Annotated in this window: 14 protein-coding genes; 6 read left to right on the forward strand and 8 right to left on the reverse strand. The window is 70.7% G+C overall.

Features of this window, described 5'->3' with window-relative positions:
- Position 1: 1 nt before the first annotated feature.
- Positions 2-3,220 (reverse strand): sensor histidine kinase, encoded by a 3,219-nt coding sequence (locus tag VA596_RS05640; RefSeq protein ID WP_323325669.1) that lies wholly within the window; start codon positions 3,218-3,220, stop codon positions 2-4.
- Positions 3,221-3,921: 701 nt separating this feature from the next.
- Between VA596_RS05640 and VA596_RS05645 the strand changes: the two genes are divergently transcribed.
- The 4 genes from VA596_RS05645 to VA596_RS05660 are packed head-to-tail and all read left to right on the forward strand — an operon-like array spanning position 3,922 to position 7,442.
- A complete protein-coding gene (locus VA596_RS05645) occupies positions 3,922-4,953 on the forward strand; it encodes an ABC transporter substrate-binding protein (protein ID WP_410171841.1) in 1,032 nt (343 codons plus the stop codon).
- 7 nt (positions 4,954-4,960) lie between these two features.
- Positions 4,961-5,731, forward strand: coding sequence for an ABC transporter permease (locus tag VA596_RS05650; RefSeq protein WP_323324243.1), 771 nt, complete (start codon positions 4,961-4,963; stop codon positions 5,729-5,731).
- Positions 5,728-6,561: an ABC transporter permease gene (locus VA596_RS05655; RefSeq protein ID WP_323324244.1), complete on the forward strand. Its 834-nt coding sequence runs from the start codon at positions 5,728-5,730 to the stop codon at positions 6,559-6,561. Before VA596_RS05650 ends, VA596_RS05655 begins: the two co-directional genes overlap by 4 nt.
- Before the next feature lie 17 nt (positions 6,562-6,578).
- On the forward strand, positions 6,579-7,442 hold the full coding sequence (locus VA596_RS05660; protein WP_323324245.1) for an ABC transporter ATP-binding protein: 864 nt from the start codon (positions 6,579-6,581) through the stop codon (positions 7,440-7,442).
- A gap of 69 nt (positions 7,443-7,511) precedes the next feature.
- Here the strand turns inward: VA596_RS05660 and mdlC are convergent, their stop codons facing one another.
- From mdlC to VA596_RS05690, 6 genes are all read right to left on the reverse strand, one after another.
- Complete coding sequence (gene mdlC, locus VA596_RS05665; RefSeq protein ID WP_323324246.1) at positions 7,512-9,098, reverse strand: benzoylformate decarboxylase; 1,587 nt, start codon at positions 9,096-9,098, stop codon at positions 7,512-7,514.
- A gap of 99 nt (positions 9,099-9,197) precedes the next feature.
- Positions 9,198-10,844, reverse strand: a complete 1,647-nt coding sequence (locus tag VA596_RS05670; RefSeq protein ID WP_323324247.1) for a S53 family peptidase — start codon at positions 10,842-10,844, stop codon at positions 9,198-9,200.
- Positions 10,845-11,098: 254 nt separating this feature from the next.
- Complete coding sequence (locus tag VA596_RS05675; protein WP_323324248.1) at positions 11,099-12,043, reverse strand: hypothetical protein; 945 nt, start codon at positions 12,041-12,043, stop codon at positions 11,099-11,101.
- A 47-nt stretch (positions 12,044-12,090) separates the two neighbouring features.
- Positions 12,091-12,303 carry a hypothetical protein gene (locus tag VA596_RS05680; RefSeq protein ID WP_323324249.1) on the reverse strand — a complete coding sequence of 71 codons (213 nt, stop codon included), beginning with the start codon at positions 12,301-12,303 and terminating at the stop codon, positions 12,091-12,093.
- A gap of 421 nt (positions 12,304-12,724) precedes the next feature.
- The gene (locus VA596_RS05685) at positions 12,725-13,402 is read right to left on the reverse strand and encodes a copper homeostasis protein CutC (RefSeq protein WP_323324250.1); all 678 of its coding nucleotides are present in this window, start codon (positions 13,400-13,402) and stop codon (positions 12,725-12,727) included.
- A gap of 12 nt (positions 13,403-13,414) precedes the next feature.
- On the reverse strand, positions 13,415-16,168 hold the full coding sequence (locus tag VA596_RS05690; RefSeq protein WP_323324251.1) for a sensor histidine kinase: 2,754 nt from the start codon (positions 16,166-16,168) through the stop codon (positions 13,415-13,417).
- Between the two features lie 186 nt (positions 16,169-16,354).
- On the opposite strand from VA596_RS05690, the gene VA596_RS05695 reads away from it, so the two are divergent.
- Positions 16,355-17,320 carry an ABC transporter substrate-binding protein gene (locus tag VA596_RS05695; protein WP_323324252.1) on the forward strand — a complete coding sequence of 322 codons (966 nt, stop codon included), beginning with the start codon at positions 16,355-16,357 and terminating at the stop codon, positions 17,318-17,320.
- Between the two features lie 11 nt (positions 17,321-17,331).
- Here the strand turns inward: VA596_RS05695 and VA596_RS05700 are convergent, their stop codons facing one another.
- Positions 17,332-17,991 carry an LppU/SCO3897 family protein gene (locus VA596_RS05700; RefSeq protein ID WP_323324253.1) on the reverse strand — a complete coding sequence of 220 codons (660 nt, stop codon included), beginning with the start codon at positions 17,989-17,991 and terminating at the stop codon, positions 17,332-17,334.
- Between the two features lie 89 nt (positions 17,992-18,080).
- Here VA596_RS05700 and VA596_RS05705 point away from each other — a divergent pair, with 89 nt between their 5' ends.
- Positions 18,081-19,727 carry a DNA repair helicase XPB gene (locus tag VA596_RS05705; RefSeq protein WP_323324254.1) on the forward strand — a complete coding sequence of 549 codons (1,647 nt, stop codon included), beginning with the start codon at positions 18,081-18,083 and terminating at the stop codon, positions 19,725-19,727.

Below are 19,727 nucleotides of genomic sequence, written 5' to 3' on the forward strand. Positions count from 1 at the left end.
TTCACTCCTCACTGCTGTCTGTGGTGTTGCCATTCATCGGAACGCCACTGCCTTCCAGCCCGTCGTCGGTGCGTTCCTTCAACGCGTGCCGCCCGGACGTGTACCCACGCTGGAAGCTTGCCATCCTGCTCCGCGCCGTGGACGCCGAGCGGGTGATCACACCCGTTCCGGGTCGGCCGCCGGTGTTGTCCGCGAAGTTGTTCTGCGCCGGTCCGTCGGACGAAGGACTGTTGATCGACCCCGGCACCAGGTAGGCGTTCGGGACGCGCTTGGGCAGCCCGGCCGGGGTGATCTCCTCGTCCTTGGCCTCGAGCAGCGACTGGGCCGCGTTCCAGCCTTCGTCGGAGGCGCTGTGCCAGCCGTCGTCGGGCGGGAGCAGCGGGTGCCGCGTCGCCGCGGTCGGCAGCAGCTCGTCCACCCGTTCGGGTTCCGGAACGGGCTCCGGCTCCCGTTCGCGTTCCCGGACGGGCTCCCGTTCGCGGACGGGCTCCCGCTGCCGGACGGGCTCCCGCTGGGGCTGCTCGTACCGGGGCTCGTCGACGTGGCCGGCGAGCGGCGGCAGCATCGGGTCGTCGCCGGCGTCGCCCTGCGACGGCACCGGATCGGCCGTACCCGCCTCGTCGCCCTCACTGAACCAGCGTGACAGCACCGACTGGTAGATCGGCAGCCGCCGGGTGGGTACATCGTCCTCGAGCGCCGACGGGCCGACGTCCGGGACCGGGGGCGGCGCCTGGGGCGGCTCCTCCGGCGGCACGTACTTCGGCTCGCGCTTGGGCAGCACCAGCGGCTGGAACTGCGTGTCCGAGCTGTGGCTCGCCCCGTCGCCGTTCGCCGACGGCGTCAGCGGGGCCAGGTCCTCGGCGGTCGGCCAGGCGGGCGTCTCCGGCTTCGGGAGCTCCGGGGACAGGAACGGTCCGGCCGCGCGGCCCCCGCTGACCAGGTCGTCGAGGCTGATCGGCTGGTCCAGCGGGACCAGGCCGCCCTGGCTCGGCACCGGGGGGTGCGAGGGCGGGGCCTGCGGCGGGGGCGGGGGTGGCGGGGTCTTCGCGTAGGTCTGCGTCTGCTCGAAGTCGGGCATCGACGGGACCGGGATGCTCGGCAGCGACATCGACGTCTCGGACCGGTTCACCGGCGGCGGCGTCTGGGTCTGCTGCCGCTGGCCCGGGCGGAGGTGGGTGAGCAGCTCCGCCGGGACGACGACGCGGGCGATGACGCCACCCTCGATGTCCTCGTTCTCGCGCAGCCGGACCTCGATGCCGTGGCGCTTGGCCAGCCGCGAGACCACGTACAGACCCATTCGCCGGGTCACCGACACGTCCAGGTCCGGCGGCTCGGCGAGCCGCGAGTTGACCTCGGCCAGCCGCTCGTCGCTCATCCCGACACCGTGGTCGGTGACCTGGATGGCCAGCGCCTTGCGGCGGGTGACGACCGCCCGCACGATGACCTTCGTCTCCGGCTCGGAGAAGTAGGTCGCGTTGTCGAGCAGCTCGGCGAGGACGTGCACGAGGTCGTGGATCGCGAGGCCCTGGACCGCGACGTCGGGCACGATGCCGACCTCGATCCGGGCGTACTGCTCGATCTCGGACACCGCGGCGCCGATGACGTCGGCGGCCGGCACCGGCTTGGGCACGGACTTGGCCAGGCCGGCGCCGGAGAGCACCAGCAGGGACTCACCGTTGCGCCGCAGCCGGGTGGCCAGGTGGTCGAGCTCGAACAGGCTGGCCAAGTGGTCCGGGTCCTGCTCGTCGGCCTCGAGCCGGTCGATGACGCCGAGCTGGCGTTCCACCAGCCGCTGCGACCGGCGCGAGAGGTTCACGAAGATGCCGTTGACGTTCTCGCGCAGGAGGGCCTGCTCGGCGGCCATCTTGACGGCTTGCTCGTGGACGATGTCGAACGAGCGCGCCACCTCGCCGATCTCGTCGCGAGAGGTGACCGGCACCGGCTGGACGGCCCGTTTCGAGGCGCCGACCGGGTCCGGGTCGTCGAGGATCCCCTGCACGGTTTCGGGCAGCCGGGTGTACGCGATGTCCAGCGCGCTCTTCCGCAGCACCCGCAGCGGGCGCAGCATCAAGCGGGCGACGATGAGCATCAGCGCGATCGCGGCGGCCAGCGCGGCGAGCACGATGGCACCGCCGATCCAGGCGGAGTTGACGGCCGAGGTGGCCAGGTCGTCCGCGCGGGTCTTCAGCTGGGCCAGCAGGTTCGACTCGACGGCGTGCAGCTTGTCCGCCGAGACCGTGCTGTCCTTGCTGAGCACCGACGGGTCGATGCTCGGCGCGTCACCCTGCTGGGCGAAGGCGAAGGCGTTGGTCTGGATCCGCCGCCGGTCGTCGACCTCCGGGCCGGAGTAGGTGTCGTTGTAGAGCTGCCGCTGGTCGTCGTCGGCGTTCGCCAGGAACGAGATGACCGAGGCGTCCGCACTGGAGGCCGACGCACGCGTCTGGTCGAGGAGGTCACCGGGGAAGGTCGTGCGGTACGCCGCGATCTGCAGGTCGGCGTCCGAGCGGACGGTGAACTCCTTGGCCTCGCTGATCGCCTGCGTGCTCGTGCCGAGGCGGAGCACGTCCCGGTCGGTGACCGCGGTCGTCACCTCGCGGCCGAGTTCGATCAGCGCGTCGATGATGCCGGAGTAGGCGGTCATGACGGTGATGTCCGGCAGGCCGTTCTGCGCGCCGTAGGCCGCGCGCAGCGGGCGCAGCGCGTCGAGGCGCTGGATACCGCGGGCGTAGCGGTCGGTCGTCGCCTGGTCGTCGTTCTTGAGACCGGACGCGGAGCTCTTCAGATCGGCGACCTCGCGGTCGACCTTGGCGATCTCGGAGTCCAGGCCGGTCTGCAGCAACGCGTTGCCCGAGGCGATCCGGGCCACGGCCAGCGCGCGCTCGTTCTGCAGCTCGTGCACCACCGTGGTGACCTTGACCGCGAACGCGACCTGGTCGGCGGTGCGCTGGAACTCCGCCGCCTGCTGGGCGTCGTCGACCACGCGCAGTGCCCCCAGCACCGACGCGGTCAGGGTCGGGATGATCAGGACCGCGGCCAGCTTGGACCGCAGCCGCCAGTCACGCATGCCGGAGAAAAACCCGGACTTCTTCCCCGGATCTCCTCCGGGCGACTGCGCAGGGGTCCCTCCCACCCCCGCGGCGTCTTCGTTCGGCACCGCCGCACCACCATCATCGTTTGTGCTCGTAAAGCCCTGATCGGTCCATCGCCCGCCAGGGCGCATCACGTTCTCTTCAGCCACTCGTACGCACGCTCCTGGCATACCGGCGCAACGGCCGGTCGGTCGGAGCCCAGCGCGAGACGGTACCCGTACGGGTGAAAAGATCGTCTTCGACGGGGGTGCCCGAACGCCGTCCTCCCGGACGGAATCGGTTCAGCTGGAGCATCACGGTCGGGTCCCTGCGCTGGTCTTGCATCGGTCTGGTCGGCCTTATCCCACCGGCGCGGCGGTAGTGCCCGGCCTGGCTGTGGTCTCTGCTGCGGGGGCGAATCTCTCAGGAAAAGCACAGCGTGTCCTGGTAGACCGAAGCGGGTCGTCTTGATCGGCCATCCAGGCACTCTCTCTCACTACATCGGAGGTTGAATCCTCCCCGCAGGTGCAGAGGGTAGCGAACGGCCGGGGAAGATGTAACCCTCCCGACAACACGCGCAGGATGTTGCACAGCGTTCGCTCAGTAGACGTACAGCTGGTGATCTCTTTTTCCAGTTTCTGGCCCTACGCTGGGTATTCAGCTACGGCGAGTGGAGCAGTGGGTCTAGACCAGAATCCTAAAGAGTGACGCGCACCACTCTCCCGGGTATTGCTTCTACCCGTTGTGAGCGGGCTGTCACGTTCTCTACAGTGGCCCGCGTGGCTCGGACAATCAGTCACGCACTTCCGCTGGATTCGGTACACCCACCGTCACCGTCGTCAAGGAGCAGGCCTTGCTTGGAAACGCCGTGAGCAGCGGCCGGGTTCGGACTCGCCGCGCCGTGCTCGGGCTCGCCCTCACCGCCGCGGCCGCCACAGCCCTCACCGGCTGCAGTGCGCTCGGCTCGGACAGCTCGAACACCTCGTCGTCGAACGGGGGCGGTGGACTGGAGAAGACGAACCTCACGGTGTCGATCCTGCCCACGACCGACCTCGGCCCCTTCTGGCTCGCCCAGGACGGCGGCTACTTCAAGGCCGAGGGTCTCGACGTCAAGTCCGTCGTGGCGGCCAGCGGCCAGGCTTCGATGACCAAGTCGATCTCCGGCGAGGCCGACATCGCGCTTTCCACCTACACGCCGTTCTTCATCGCGAAGAGCACGGGCGCGGCCGACATGCAGCTCGTCGCCGACGGCTCCTCGGTGAACGCGAAGAGCAACGCCATCGTCACCGTGCCGAACTCCCCGGTGAAGACGGTCGCCGACCTCGCCGGCCGGCGGATCGCCATCACGGCCAAGAACACGGCCTCGGACCTGCTGACGAAGTCCGTGATGAAGGACCACGGCGTGCCGTCGGACAAGGTCGTCTGGGTCCCGCTGGCCCTGCCGAACATCGCCGCCGCGCTGGGGTCGGGCCAGGTCGACGCCGCCTACCTGCCGGAGCCGTTCATCACCCAGGCCGCCAAGAACGTCGGCGCCACCCCGGTGATCGACATCAACACCGGTGCCAGCCAGGACTTCCCCCTGACCGGCTACGGCGCCACCAAGAAGTGGGTCCAGTCGAACCCGAAGACCCTCGCCGCCTTCCAGCGCGCGATGCAGAAGGCCACCCGCGACGCGATCGCCGACCGGTCGAAGATCGAGCCGCTGCTCGTCAAGTACGCGAAGATCGACCAGGACACCGCGAAGCTGCTGACCATCCCCGGTTACGGCTCCGTCCTGGACGCCCGGCGCATGCAGCGCGTGCCCGACCTCCTGCTGCAACTGGGTGCCATCACGACGGCCGTCGAGGCCGCGCCGATGATCGCCCCGCAGGCGAGCGCCGGCTGACGACGTCGTGACCAAACTGCTCCGCAACCTGGCCGGTCTGGTCGGCTTCCTCCTGCTCTGGGAGATCGTCGTCCAGATCGGCCTGGTCAGCAAGACGTTCTTCCCGCCGCCCAGCGTCGTCCTCGTGACCGTCGGGCAACTGCTCGGTGACCCCGACTTCGTCCGCGACGTCGTCGCGACGATGCTGGCCTGGTTCATCGCCATCCTGATCGCCGTGGTCGTCGGCGTGCCGGCCGGACTGCTGCTGGGCAGCGTCCCGGTGCTGCGCAACGCCACCGCCGCGATCGTCGAGTTCCTCCGGCCGATCCCGGTCGCCGCGCTCATCCCGCTGGTGCTGCTGGTGATCGGCTCCGGCCCGGAGGCGAAGATCACCCTCGCGGTGTACGCCGCCCTGTGGCCGATCATGTTCAACACGATCTACGGGATCAGCGAGATCGACCCGGTGCTGATGGAGACCGCGCGGGCGAGCGGGACCAGCCGGTTCCGGATCCTCTCGTCGGTCGCGCTGCCGTTCACCGCGCCGTTCGTCTTCACCGGCGTCCGGCTGTCGGCGACCATCGCGCTGATCGCCGTCGTCAGCACCGAGTTCCTGGCCGGCTCCGAAGTCGGCCTCGGCAACTTCATCCTGGTCGCCAGCACCGGTTCGACCCGGTTCGACCTCGTGCTGGCCGGCACCGTCGTGGCCGGCGTGCTGGGCTGGCTCATCAACGAAGGACTCGAGCAGGTGGGCAAGCGGATGTTCCGCTGGAGCACGGTGGACCGGGAGGCGATCGCGTGACCGCGGCGACTCTTTCCGGGCGCGTCGGCAGGCGCGCCGTCCGCGGCGTGACGGCGGTCCTGCGCAACTGGCTGCTCTTCGCGATCCTCGTGGTGCTCTGGGAGTTCGCCGCCCGCGCGGCCGGCAGCAAGTTCTTCCCGCCGCCGTCCGAGATCGCGGTCCGCGCGGTGAACCTGTGGTTCACCGGCCCGGCGGACCACCTCTTCCTCACCGACGCGGTGTTCGAGAACGTGCTCCCCAGCCTGGGTCACATGCTCGGCGGCTGGGCACTGGCGTCCGTGGTCGGTATCCTCCTCGGGGTGCTGGTCGGCCGGTCTGCGAAAGCGTTGGACTACCTCGGGCCGCTCTTCGCCTTCTTCCGCTCGATCCCGCCGCCCACGCTGATCCCGGTGTTCGTGGTGCTGTTCGGGCTGAGCTCGGGCATGCAGATCGGGTCGATCATCTTCGGCGCGATCTGGCCGGTGCTGCTCAACTCGGTCGACGGCGTCCGCTCGGTCGACCAGGTCAAGGTGGAGACGGCGCGGTCGTTCCGCACGCCCAAGACGTACTGGATCAGCATGGTCGTGCTTCCCGCGGCGGCGCCGAAGATCTTCGCCGGGCTGCGGGTCAGCTTGTCCATCGCGCTGCTCCTGATGGTGGTTTCCGAACTGGTCGGCTCCTCCTTCGGCATCGGGCGTTCACTGCTGAACGCCCAGCAGGACTTCGACTTCCCGACCATGTGGTCCTGGCTGGTGCTGCTCGGGATCCTCGGCTACGTCTTCAACACGATCTTCCTGGCCGCGGAACGACGGGTGCTGGCCTGGCAGCCGGCCCGCCTCGGCCGCGACTGACGGTGGAAAGGCCCTCAATGTCAACCATGCTCGAAGTGTCCGGCGTCAGTCACCGGTACGGCTCCGGCGCCAAGGCGCACACCGCCGTGAACAACCTTTCGTTCACCGTCGAGGCCGGGCAGCTGGCCAGCATCGTCGGCCCGTCCGGCTGCGGCAAGTCGACGCTGCTGCGCTGCGTCGCCGGGCTGACCCCGGCGACCGAGGGCACGGTCAGCCTGCACGGCGACCGCGTCGACGGCGTGCCGGACGACCTCGCCGTCGTGTTCCAGGACTACAGCCGGTCGCTGTTCCCGTGGCTCTCGGTGCAGAAGAACGTCGAGTTCCCGTTGCGGTGGCGCTCGATCTCGCGCGGCGAGCGGCGCAAGCGGGCCGCCGAGGCGCTGGAGCACGTCGGCCTCGCGGACGTCGGCGGGAAGTACCCGTGGCAGCTGTCCGGCGGTATGCAGCAGCGGGTGTCGATCGCCCGCGCGCTGGCCAGCCGGCCGTCGCTGCTGCTGATGGACGAGCCGTTCGCGTCGGTCGACGCGCAGACGCGGTTCGAGCTCGAGGACCTCACCCGGCGGGTGCAGCGGGAGCAGGGCACGACCATCCTCGTCGTCACGCACGACATCGACGAGAGCGTCTACCTGTCCGACCGGGTGCTGGTGCTGTCGAAGTCGCCGGCCTCGATCGTCGCGGACCTGCGGGTGGACCTGCCCGCCGACCGCGACCAGATCGCGACCCGCGAGTCGCTGGAGTTCGTGACGCTGCGCGGCGAGGTGGCGCGGCTGCTGCACGGCGGCACCCCGGACGAGGCCGCCAAGGCGGCGTCCGACGCGGCGGAATGGGCACTGGCCGAGCAGTCCAAGGCGCAGCCGGTCAGGCCGCGGTCCCGGCGCTGACGCGAACGTCCACTTCGGACACTCGGCGGCCGCGGCGGGTTGGATTCCCGCCGCGGCCGCCGAGTTCTGTCAGTAGATCGTCGAGTTCTCCGGCACGACCCGGACGTGGACGAGCGTCGGGCGCTTGTCGGCCAGCGCGGCCGTCAGGGCCGGGGCCAGCGCCGCCGGCTCGGTGATCGCGATGCCCTGGCAGCCCATGCTCGCGGCGAGCGTCGAGAAGTCGATGCCGCCCAGCTGGGTGCCCGGGAGCTTGGCGCCGCCGATCGCGTCGCCCAGGATGCGGACCGCCGCGTACTCGGTGTTGTCGAGGATCACGATCGTCACCGGCAGTTCCTGGCGCGCGGCCGTCCAGAGCGCCTGGATGCCGTACATGCTCGAACCGTCCCCGACGACACCCACGACCGTGCGGTCCGGCCGGGCGAGCGCCGCGCCGACCGCACCCGGGACGCCGTACCCGAGCGTGCCGCTGGCCATCGTCAGGAAGCCCATGTCGGTCGAGGTGATCGGCAGGTGGTCGTGCAGGGCACCGCGGTGGCTGGGCGTCTCCTCGACGACCAGCGCGTCCTCCGGCAGCAGTTCCGCGAGGGTCGCGTAGACGTACGCCGCGGTGAGCGCGCTGCCGTCCGGCTTCGCCGGCCGCTGCCGCGGCGCGGGCGCGGGACGGCTCGTCTCGCCGACGGCGTCGGTCAAAGCCTGGATGCCAAGCTTCTGCGTGGTGCGGATGGCGGTGCCTTCGGCGGCACGCGCGAGGATCTGCTCGTCGTCGCTGACGAGGAGCAGCGGCGGCAGTGGAGCTTCACCGCGGCCGCGCTCGACGTGGTAGGTGAAGGCGGGCGCGCCGAGCACGACGACGAGGTCGTGCGCGGCCAGCTTGTCCGAGATCGCGCCGCGCTCGGGGTCCAGGAACCCTTGGAACAGCGGGTGGTTCTCGGGGAACGAGCACCGGAACGACATCGGCGCGACCCACACGCCGGCGTTGAGCCGTTCGGCGAGCGCGACGGCCTCCTCGACCGCGCCGTCCTGGTCGACGGCCCCGCCGACGACGATGCCCGGCCGTTCGGCGGCCGCGAGCGCCGCGGCGGCTTCGGCGATCGACTCCGGATCCGGTCCGAAGCCGCGGATGCGCGGGCGGGAGACGACCGGGCGCTCGGTCGTCACGGTCCAGTCGTCGGCCGGAACGGACACGAAGACCGGACCGGACGGCGCCTGCGTCGCGACGTGGTAGGCCCGGGCGAGGGCGGCCGGGACGTCCTCGGCGGTGGCCGGCTCGATCGACCACTTCACGTACGGCTTGGGGAACCCGGCGGCGTCCACCGCGCCGAGGAAGGGATCGTGCGGGAGCAGCGACCGCACCTGCTGCCCGGCGACGACGATCAGCGGCGTCCGGTTGCGGTAGGCGGTGAAGATGCTGCCGAGCGCGTGCCCGACACCGCCCGCGGAGTGCAGGTTGACCAGCACGGCCTGGCGCGTAGCCTGGGAGTAGGCGTCGGCCATCGCCACGACGGCGGACTCCTGCAACCCGAGGATGTAGTAGAAGTCGTCCGGCCAGTCGGTGAGGAAGGGCACCTCGGTGGTGCCGGGGTTGCCGAACACCGTGGTGAGGCCGAGCTCCCGGAGGAGGTCGCGGGAGGCGTCCAGCACCGTGCGCTTGATCATGCCCCCAGGCTAGCCGCCTGAGCCGCGAATGAAACCACCGAAAAGCCGTGAAGGCCTCCTTCCCGGCTCTTGTGGCCGGGAAGGAGGCCTTCAGGGAACTCAGCCGATCAGGCCGGACAAGCCCGAGCCCTTGAAGGAGCCCCAGCCGGTCACCTGGTCGTAGCCCGTGCCGGCGGTGAAGCCGGTCGTGCCGTGCAGGGTGTTGTTGCCCGTCGTCACGTCGTGGAAGCCCGTGCCGTACGAGGAACCGTTGCCGATCGAGTAGAACTTCGGGTTCAGGTTGCCGAGCCCGCCGCCGTGGACCTGGTTCTGCAGCGTGGCGAACGCCGCCCACAGCGGGGCCGCGCCCGACGTGCCCCAGACCGTCTCCCAGGCACCCGCCGTGTAGATGTAGTAACCCGAGCCGCTGGCCGCGTCCGCCGAGACGTCCGGGACCTTGCGCTTGGTCGTGCTCTGCGCGGACTGCCACGACGGCGCGGTGAAGACCGTCGAGATGCCGCCGCCCGTGGAGCCGTTGGACGCGCCGTCGTTCCACGCCTTCTCACTGCTGTAGGCGTTCGAGGACGTCACGGTCAGCTGCGTGCCGCCGACGCCGGTCACGTTCGGGCTGGACGCCGGGAAGTCCACGGCCTTCGCCGTCGAACCGGTCTGGCGGTAGCAGTCGGTCGTGCCGTCGTCGCCCGCCGCCGCGAAGTACGAGATGCCCTCCGCGGTGCCGGTCGCGATCGCGTTGCTGACGCTGTTCGCCGCGCTCGATCCCTCGGCGGATTCGCAGGCGCCCCAGGAGATCGAGACGACGTTGACCGTGTGGTCCGACGCGATCTTCTGGTACATCGCCAGCTCGCCGGCGCTCGAGTTGGGCGCCTCGTAGACGTAGTCGTTGGCCGCCGCGGCCAGCGCGTGCACGACCTCGATGTCCAGCTCGACCTCGATCTGGCCGTCACCCGGCGAGGAGTCGTAATTCGCGCCGCTGACCGGGACCGTGGTCACGGTGCCCGCCGAGAGGCCGTACGTGCTGTCGTACTTGGTGACGTCGGCCTTCTTGTAGCCGTCGAACTCGACGAAGCCGACCTTCACGCCGCTGCCGGTCGCCGAGAGACCGCTGGTGCCGTAGGCGGTCTTGAGGATCGGCGGGGTGACGGACTTGACGACGTTGGGCTGAGCGGCCTTGGCCGAGTGCGTCCGCACGGCGTGGTCGTCCAGGCCGACGACGTTCGCCACGACACCCGAGACGTCCGCGGACACGGTCGGCGCGGCGTCGTTGGCGAAGAAGTTCCGGCCGGACGACTTGTCGTGGTAGGTCCCGATCCCGGTGTGGAACGCCGCCTCGAGCTGCGCCGCCGAACCGCTGAACGTGATGGCCTGCCGGTTGCCGGAAACCTCGATCCCGGTGGCTCCCGCCTTCCCGAGGAATGAGACGGCCTTGTCGACGTCGGCCTGCGTCGGGCCGAACTCGGCATTGAACTGCGCGGGCGTGAGGAAGTGGTGGTATTGCGGCGAAGCCGGGTTCTGCACATCGGCGAGGAACTTTTCCAGCGCCTGCTGGTTGTGCAGTTTCAGCGAGAGCGCAGCGGTGATCCGCTGCGCGCCGGCGACGTCGCCGGTGCGGTCGCTGTTGACCAGAGGAGCGGCGGAGTCGGCCAGCGTGACCAGGGGTTCCGACGCCGCGGCGGCCGGGACGGCCACGGCGAGGCCGAGCAACGCAGGCAGCGGCACAGCGGCCGCGACGAGCTTGCGCAAGCGCATGGGAGAATTCCTCTCGGCGGTGGGGACCGGGCCTGCGCGGAATGCTCGCCGCAGGTTGCCGAGAAGCATAAGAAGCGGATCTCGCGGCAAGGAACCTACTTTTGTCTGCCGTTTCGCGGTTCCCATTTTCGTTTTCCGGCGGGTTTACCTTTTCATGGCAAAACGATTATTGTCCGAAGTGTCGGGATGGCGGTGCGGGTTCCGGAAATGCCGGTGCTGGCGTTCGCGCCTCGCGCCGCCGGAACGCCGGGATGTCAGTGCGGCAGCTCGTCGATGCGGTCGACGATCTCCCGGGCGTGCGCGTCGCCAGGAAACCTGCGGGCCGCGGCCAACAACGTGCGCAGCCGCTGCCGTGTCCTTGGTGACCGCAGCGCGCCGGCCAGCTCGATGGCCTCCTGGCCGGTGCGGGCGGCCACGTCGAGGTCGCCGTCCAGGGCATGGACCGTGGCCAGCCAGATCACCGTCAGGCCGCGGCTGCGCGTCATGTCGGGGCCGTAGCCGGCGATCGCGTCGGTGAGTGCTCGGATCCCGTCGCGGCCGTGACGCACGTCGACCACCATGGCCAGCTCGCCGTGCACCGTGCCGGCCATCGCCGCCATGTCGTTGGCGCCGAAGAACGCGGCCCACGGCGACACCTCGGTCTCGTCGGCGGCCGCGAACTCGGTGCGGGCGCGGCGCAGGTACGTCAGCGCCGCGGCGACGTCGGCCTTCTTCGCGTACGCCCACGCCTGGTTGGCCGACAGGATCGCCTGCGCACGCGGGGAACGCGCCCGCCGCGCCGCTTCCCGCCCCTGCGCGAACTCCGCCAGCGCCGCGTCGACCGCGCCGTAGTGCAGGTGCAGCCGCCCGGTGCGGTAGCGGATGTTGGCCTGCAGGTCGTGGTTCCCGGCTTCGACGGCCAGTTCCAGCGCCCGCGCGAACGCGGTCAGCGCGGCCGCGGGCCGGTCCTCGTCGAAGCTCGTCCAGCCGGCCAGGTTGTACAGGTCGGCGACGACGGTGCACAGCCGCACCAGTACCGCGTCCCGCATCGTGCCGTTCAGCAGCTCCGCCGCGTCCGGCAGGCGCGCCTCGATCGCCTCGGCGCAGGACCCGCCGCCGTAGCGGTAGTCCCGGGCCCGGAGTTCCGCGACGGCTTCCTCGAGCCGTCGCACGTCGGTGAGTCCCACCCGTACGTTCCCGCGGCTGTCACTGCCCGTCATGGCAGCCCTCCGTCTCCTAGAGAGCCACCGCCACTGGCAGCTCCCGGTCATTCCCCTCCGGGCCAGGCCTCGGGCCGCTCCTTCGGGGGGTTGCCGCCGGGCAGGACCCCGGCGGCGGTGAGCACCACGCCCGTGGCCGTTTCCGCGATCTTGACCGCGGCCAGGAGGCCGGTGAGGGCGAGCGAGCCGCCGAGACCCAGCCGGGCGTACTCGTCCCCGGGGGTTCCGGTTCCGCGTTGACGCGGTATCGCGCTGGTCACGATCCGACCTTCCGGCTTGTTCCCGGCGCGGCGGCCCGGTAATCGCGCGTATTCCGCCACCCCCAGGTGACGGAGATCCGCCGGACGGTCGTGTTCTTCGGTTCTTGCCGGCCTCGCAACGAGCTCGTCTTGAACTGAATACGCGCGCACACAGCGCCGCCTCCCGCACTTGCAGAACGATTCCTGAACATGGCCAGATCGCGAAATGCGGGACAACCGTAGCCAGTGGCTCGACCCCAAATCAGCCGCCAACCAGGTCATAACCCTGAGTTGCGCGTGCACCTGCACGCGCAACCCGCGCTCGGCTCCTGCACTTTCGAAATGCAATTTCATCGTGCGGGAATCGCTTACCGGAGTGCGCACCGCGATTCGACGGATCTCGTTATCGTCCTCCGATCCGCCGCAGAATTCCGCAGTTCGATCAGGACTTGACGAGTTCCACCCAGGTGCGAACCGATTCGGCGTCGACCGGCGACTGCCAGCCGCCGGGCCGCACGGCGCTGCCGACATGGAACCCGCGCACCCCGCCCGCGCGCAAGAGGTGCACCTGCTGGGCGCGCAGGCCGCCGCCGACGAGCAACTCCGGTCCGGTCTCCCGCTGCGCGAGCCGTTGCAGCACCGACAGGCCACTGCCGACGCCGTTCGGGTGGCCCGCGGCGAGCACGGTGTCACAGCCCAGCGAAGTGAGCTGGTCGTACGCGCGCAGCGGGTCGCGCGTACGGTCGATGGCACGGTGGAACGTCCAGGGCAGGCCGTCGATCTCCTTGATGAGTGCTTCGCACGCGTCGAGGTCGATTTCGCTGTCGAAGTTCAGGAAGCCGAAGACGAACTCGCGCGCGCCCGCGTCGATCAGCCGGGCCGTGTCGGCGCGCAGGCCCTCGATGTCGCCGGCGGCGAAGGAACCGTTGTCCCGCAGCATGACCCGGATCGGGAGATCGGTCGCCGACCGGACGTCACGCAGCGTCTCCAGCGAGGGCGTCAGGCCGTCCTGGGCCATGTCCGCAACCAGTTCGAGGCGGTCCGCCCCGCCCGCCTGCGCGCCTTCGGCGTCCGCCGCGTCCAGCGCGATCACTTCCAGCAGGGGCGTCTTCGAGCTCATGCCTCATCCGTTTCACTGGTTCCGGGTGTCTTCTCCCCTCGCGTGCCGCCCTCGCCGGAAGCCGCCTTGCAGGCTCGTCATCCGTTCGCGCACCGCTTCCGGGGAAAGAGAGAGTATCGGCCGCTGCTCCGGCACCGCTCCCGGGCTGGCGGCCGCATCCGCGGGCTGCAGGAACGGCCAGGTGTCCTCGGCGCCGTCCTCCTGCTCGAGCTCCGCGGGCGTCGGCCACTGGTACTCCGGCTCGATCGCGGCGGACGGCTGCGCGAGCACGGCGGGCGGGGCGACCGGCGGGAACTGCGGGTCGGTGTCCTCGTCGTCGGGGTTCGACCCGGCCACCGGGAAGAACGGCGGCGGGGGCGGCGGTGGCGGTGGCGGGGGCACCGGCGCGGGTTCGGGGACCGGCAGCCCGCCGGACAGCGCGTGCCGCGGCTCGGGTTCGACCGGCCGCGGCTCCTCGGCGACCGGGCGCGGTTCCGCCGCCCGGCGCGGCTGCTCGGGCGGTGCGGAGGCGTCGAACCAGCGGGACAGGACGTCGCGGTAGGCGGGCATCCGTTCGGTCGGGGCGTCGAAGTCCAGGTGGATGTCGTCTTCCGCGGTGGGCCACTCCGGGGCGTGGTCGCGCGCCACCACCGGCGCGCGGCGCGGCGGGCCGGCCTCGATCGACGGCGGCGTCAGCTCTTCCGGCCCTTCGGGCTCCGGTTCCGGCTGGTTGAGCGGGGCCAGCGGCGCCAGCAGCTCGGGCTCCGGGGCGACCGGCGGCTCGGCGGGCGGCGGCGGTGCGGGCAGCGGTGGCAGTTCGACGATCAGCGCGGTGGGCACCAGCACCGTCGCGACCAGCCCGGTGCGGTCGGCCGGGCTCAGCCGAACGTCGATGCGGTGCCGCTTGGCGAGCGTCGCGACCACGTACAGGCCCATCCGGCGCGACACCTCGACGTCGACGTCCGGCGGGTTGGCCAGCCGCGCGTTGGTGCGGTCGATCTCGGCCTGCGGCATGCCGGCGCCGTGGTCGGTGATCTCGATCTGCCAGTCGCCGTCGTGGGTTTCGGCGCTGCCCACGGTCACCGTGCCGTCGCCGGAGTAGCGCGTCGCGTTCTCCAGGAGCTCCGAAACCACGTGCACGAGGTCGTTGACGGCCTCGCCGCGGACCGCGACCTGCGGCGCCGGGCCGAGCTCGATGCGCTGGTAGTGCTCGACCTCCGAGAGCGCGGCGCCGACGATCTCGTCGGCCGCGACCGCGCCGTCGTCCCCGCGCACGGAGTCGTGCCCCGACAGGACCAGCAGGTTCTCGCTGTTGCGCCGCATCCGCGTCGCGAGGTGGTCGAGCTCGAACAGCCCGGCGAGGGTGTCCGGGTCCTGCTCGTCGGCCTCCATCCGGTCGAGCACCGAAAGCTGCCGTTCGACGAGGTCCTGGCTCCGCTGCGAGAGGTTGACGAACATCGCGTTGACGTTCTCGCGCAGCATCGCCTGTTCGCCAGCCAGCCGGACGGCTTCGCCGTGCACCGCGTCGAACGCGCGCGCCACCTGGCCGACCTCTTCGCGGGTGAACACCGGCACCGGCGCGACGGCGAGGCGCTTGCGGAGGTTCTCCGGCGCGGGCTCGGGGTCGGTGAGCAGGCCCTGCACCGCCGCCGGCAGCCGGTGCTCGGCCACCTCCAGCGCCGTGCGGCGCAGGATCCGCAAGGGGCGCAACAGGGAACGCGCGATGACGACCGAGAGCACGCCCGCGACGAGCAGCACGGCGAGCACGGCCCCGCCGTCCCAGAGCGCCGCGGTGCGCGCCTGCGACGCGAGGGTGTCGGTGCGTTCCTGCAACTGGACCAGCAGCGCCTGCTGCACCTGGTGGGCCAGGTTCACCGTGTGCGTCGCCGAGGTGTCCCACTGGTTCGGGTCGAGGCCGGAGAGGTTCTGGCCGTTTTCGGTGCGGGTGAGCGCGGAGTCGACCATGTCGTTGCCGATGTCGACGACCAGGCCGATCACCGTGTCTTCGTACATCCGCTGCTGGTCGGGGGTCGCGAAGGTGCGGTAGTCGTTGCGCGCGGCTTCGAGCTCGGCCTCCGCGCTGAGCAGCTCGCGCGTGCGGTCGCGGTTCAGCGTGCCCTCGGCGAGCGCCTCCGCCAGCACCGCGCGCTTGACCGACATCTGGTCCTTGATCCGGGCCAGTGCGTTGCCCGCCAAGCGCAACCGCGCGAGCTCGGGGTCCGAGACGTCGGCGGCGGCCGAGTCGCTGATGTCGAGCAGGCCGGAGATCAGCTCGCTGTAGGAGCGCAGCACGGCGTCGGCCGGGAACGCCGAGTGCTGCGCGGAGAACCGGAGGCCGCCGAGCACGCGCAGCCGGTCGTCGGTCTGCTGCAGGCTGTCCGCGGCCTTCGCGTCGAGGCGGGGCCTGCTGTCGGCCAGCGTCCGCTCGAACGTCCCGATCGCCTGGTCGACGCGTTTGCGCTGGCCGTCGAGGTCGGCGGTGTCGCCTTGGCGGCTCTGCGCGACGAAGCGCACGGTGAGGTCCCGCTCGCGCTGGAGCTCGTGGATGGCTTCGGCGACAGTGCTGTCGACGCGGCCGCGCGTGGCGAACTCCGCGAGCTGCTGCGCGTCACGCAGGTCGGAGCTGATGCGGAGGCCGACGAGCGCGATCACCGCCAGCGCGGGGATGAGCAGGACGGCGAAGAGCTTCGTCCCGAGGCGCCAGTTCCGCAGTCTCCAGCGGCCGCCCGCCGGACGCGGATCCGCCGCCTCGCCACCCTTGCGGGGACGTTTGTCGCGACGGGTCACCTGGTTTCCTTTTCCACCGCGGGAGGAACCCGCGGACCTACCGACACCTCGAACCTACTGAACGGTAGCCCGCTTCATGAAGATCCGAAAGCCGCGCTGGCGCGATACGGCCCTGCCCGCGATCGTATGGGGCGCGGACCATACGATCCAGCACGAGAATCAGATTCTCGCGGTAGGTGAAGGTTCATGATCAGACGCAGACTCACGATTCCGCTGGTAGCGGCGCTGCTGGCGACTTCGGGCTGCAGCCTGTTCAATTCCGGTTCGACGGCCGCGCCACCGCCATTGGAACGGACCACTCTGCGTGTCGGTGTGGGCAACGCCATCGACACGGCCCCGCTGCGCATCGCCGTCGGGGCCGGGAAATTCGGGCCGCCGGGACTGAAAGTGCAGCTCGTGGAGCTCGGCGCCGGTGACGGACTGGCCAAGCTGGCCTCCGGCGACCTCGACGTCACGTTCGCCAGCGACATCGCGATGTTCCGCGCGGCGGCCGGCGGTCAGCCGCTGCAACTGCAGGGCGAGGCCTACACGTCGGGCTCGAACACCATGGCCTTGGTCACGTTGCCGGGTTCCGACTACACCGTGCCGACGGCCAAGAAGGCACCGGAGATCGCCGTCAACATGCTCGACGACATCGGCGCGCTCGCCGCGCGCTCGGTGCTGGGCACCGCGGGCGTCGACGTCGCGAAGATCAAGTTCAAGCAGGTGCCGTTCGACCAGATGCCGCAGGCGCTGCAGGCGGGCGACGCGGACGCGGCGCTGATGGCCGAGCCGTACATCACCCGCGCCGAGAAGGACCTGGGCGCGCACATCCTCGCCGACGGCGCCCGCGGCGCGACGCTCGACTTCCCGCTGTCCGGCTACGCGGCCGCGAAACCGTTCGCCGAGGCCAACCCTCGCACGCTCGCCGCGTTCCGCACGGCACTGGGCAAGGCCCAGCAGAGCGCGACCGACCCGGCCATCGTCCGCGACTCGCTCCCGAAGTTCTCCGACATCGACACGACGACGGCGTCGCTGATCTCCCTCGGCTCGTACCCGGCATCGCTCAACGGCATCCGGCTGCAGCGCGTGGCGGACCTGATGCACAACTCGGGCCAGCTGGCGAACCGCCTCGACGTCCAGGCGCTCCTGCCCGACCAGAACAGCTACTGACCGCCGCCCGGCTAGATGTTCTCGCCGGTCTGGATCAGGCACACCGTGCGGGACGGCGGGCCGATGTAGGACAGGACCTTGTCGGCGCCTTCGCACTTGTCGTCGCGCTGGTAGCCGGAGAGGACCTCGACGCGTTCCTGGGCCGCCGGGTCGGTGCAGCTCACCTTGCTGACCGTGGCCTCGTCATCGACGTCACGCAGGCAGTCGCCGGGGTCGACGTTCAGGGCCAGGCAGAGCGTCCGCTCGGTGCTCGAACCGGTGCCGGTGATCTGGAACCGCACGTAGTCGCCGCCGCTGCAGCGGAGCGCGCCGCGGTAGCTGTCCTCGACCTTGAACGTGGCGCTGTCCTCCCCGCAGCCGACGCGGTGGTAGGCGAGGTTGTCGCCGCTCTCCCGCGTCAGGTACAGGCAGTCGCCGTCCGACGGCGGCCCGGCCTGGTGGATCCACACGATGCTCAGCGCCCCCAGGGAGCCGACCGCCAGCGCGAGGACCACGCACGCGACGAGCGTGATCCGCACCTTCACGCTGAACCAGTGCGGAATCCCCGGCCGCTGCGGTGCCCCCGGCATCGGCCCGCCGGGCATCGGCGCCACCGGCATCGGCGCGGACGGCGGCGGCGTCGCGTAGTCCGGCGTCCGGAACGGGTTGTCGTCGGACGGTGGTGTGGTCAACGTGCCCTCCAGTGATCCCCTCGGCATATCGTCCCACCGGCGGACCCGCGACAGGAGCGGGCCGGAGCGAGGCACGTATAACAGTAGTTGTGACTGATGGCCCGCTGATCGTCCAGTCCGACAAGACCGTGCTCCTGGAGGTCGACAACCCCCAGGCCGACGACGCGCGCGTCGCGATCGCGCCGTTCGCCGAGCTCGAACGCGCCCCGGAGCACGTCCACACCTACCGCATCACCCCCCTGGCCTTGTGGAACGCGCGCGCCGCGGGCCACGACGCCGAGCAGGTCGTCGACGCGCTGACGACGTATTCGCGCTTCCCGGTGCCGCAGCCGCTGCTGATCGACGTCGTCGACGTGATGGGCCGGTTCGGGCGGCTGCAGATCGCCAACCACCCGGCGCACGGCCTGGTGATGTCGACCACCGACCGCGCGGTCCTCACCGAGGTCTCGCGGAACAAGAAGATCAGCCCGATGCTGGGCGCGAAGATCGACGACGACACGGTGATCGTCCACCCGTCCGAGCGCGGGCGGCTGAAGCAGGCGCTGCTGAAGGTCGGCTGGCCGGCCGAGGACCTCGCCGGGTACGTCGACGGCGAGGCGCACCCGATCGCCCTCGACGAGGCGGACTGGCAACTGCGCGACTACCAGCGGATGGCCGCGGAGGCGTTCTGGGCCGGCGGCTCCGGCGTCGTCGTGCTGCCGTGCGGCGCGGGCAAGACGCTGGTCGGCGCCGCGGCGATGGCGAAGGCCCAGGCCACGACGCTGATCCTGGTGACGAACACGGTCGCCGGCCGGCAGTGGAAGCGCGAGCTCATCGCGCGGACGTCGCTGACCGAGGAGGAGATCGGCGAGTACTCCGGCGAGAAGAAGGAGATCCGGCCGGTCACCATCGCGACCTACCAGGTGGTCACCCGCAAGACCAAGGGCGAGTACCGGCACCTGGAGCTGTTCGACTCGCGCGACTGGGGCCTGGTCGTCTACGACGAGGTCCACCTGCTGCCCGCGCCGGTGTTCCGGATGACCGCGGACCTGCAGTCCCGGCGGCGCCTCGGGCTGACGGCGACGCTGGTGCGCGAAGACGGCCGCGAGGGCGACGTCTTCTCGCTGATCGGGCCGAAGCGCTTCGACGTGCCGTGGCGCGACATCGAGGCCCAGGGCTGGATCGCGCCGGCGGAGTGCACCGAGGTCCGCGTCACGCTGACCGACGCCGAACGCCTCGGCTACGCGACGGCCGAAGCCGACGAGCGCTACAAGCTGGCGGCGACGGCGCAGACGAAGACGCCGGTGATCAAGTCGATCGTCGAGAAGCACGCGGGCGAGCCGACCCTCGTCATCGGCGCCTACCTCGACCAGCTGGAGATGCTCGGCGACGAGCTCGACGCCCCGGTGATCCAGGGCTCCACGCGGAACAAGGAGCGCGAGGAGCTGTTCGACAAGTTCCGCCGCGGCGAGATCCGCACGCTGGTCGTGTCGAAGGTCGCGAACTTCTCGATCGACCTGCCCGAGGCGTCGGTGGCGATCCAGGTCTCCGGCACGTTCGGCTCGCGGCAGGAGGAGGCCCAGCGCCTCGGCCGCCTCCTGCGTCCCAAGGGCGACGGGCGCCAGGCCCACTTCTACTCGATCGTCTCGAGGGACACGGTCGACACGGAGTACGCGGCGCACCGCCAGCGGTTCCTGGCGGAGCAGGGCTACGCGTACCACATCGTCGACGCGGACGACCTGCTCCGGCCGCTCTGA

The sequence above is a fragment of the Amycolatopsis heterodermiae genome (assembly GCF_034929455.1).
GTDB lineage: Bacteria > Actinomycetota > Actinomycetes > Mycobacteriales > Pseudonocardiaceae > Amycolatopsis > Amycolatopsis heterodermiae.

What these genes read in the sequence shown, in the direction of transcription:
- VA596_RS05640 (WP_323325669.1), bottom strand. Translation starts at nt 3,220, where the DNA reads ATGCGCCCTGGCGGGCGATGGACCGATCAGGGCTTTACGAGCACAAAC.
- VA596_RS05660 (WP_323324245.1), top strand. Translation starts at nt 6,579, where the DNA reads ATGTCAACCATGCTCGAAGTGTCCGGCGTCAGTCACCGGTACGGCTCC.
- mdlC (WP_323324246.1), bottom strand. Translation starts at nt 9,098, where the DNA reads ATGATCAAGCGCACGGTGCTGGACGCCTCCCGCGACCTCCTCCGGGAG.
- VA596_RS05670 (WP_323324247.1), bottom strand. Translation starts at nt 10,844, where the DNA reads ATGCGCTTGCGCAAGCTCGTCGCGGCCGCTGTGCCGCTGCCTGCGTTG.
- VA596_RS05675 (WP_323324248.1), bottom strand. Translation starts at nt 12,043, where the DNA reads ATGACGGGCAGTGACAGCCGCGGGAACGTACGGGTGGGACTCACCGAC.
- VA596_RS05685 (WP_323324250.1), bottom strand. Translation starts at nt 13,402, where the DNA reads ATGAGCTCGAAGACGCCCCTGCTGGAAGTGATCGCGCTGGACGCGGCG.
- VA596_RS05695 (WP_323324252.1), top strand. Translation starts at nt 16,355, where the DNA reads ATGATCAGACGCAGACTCACGATTCCGCTGGTAGCGGCGCTGCTGGCG.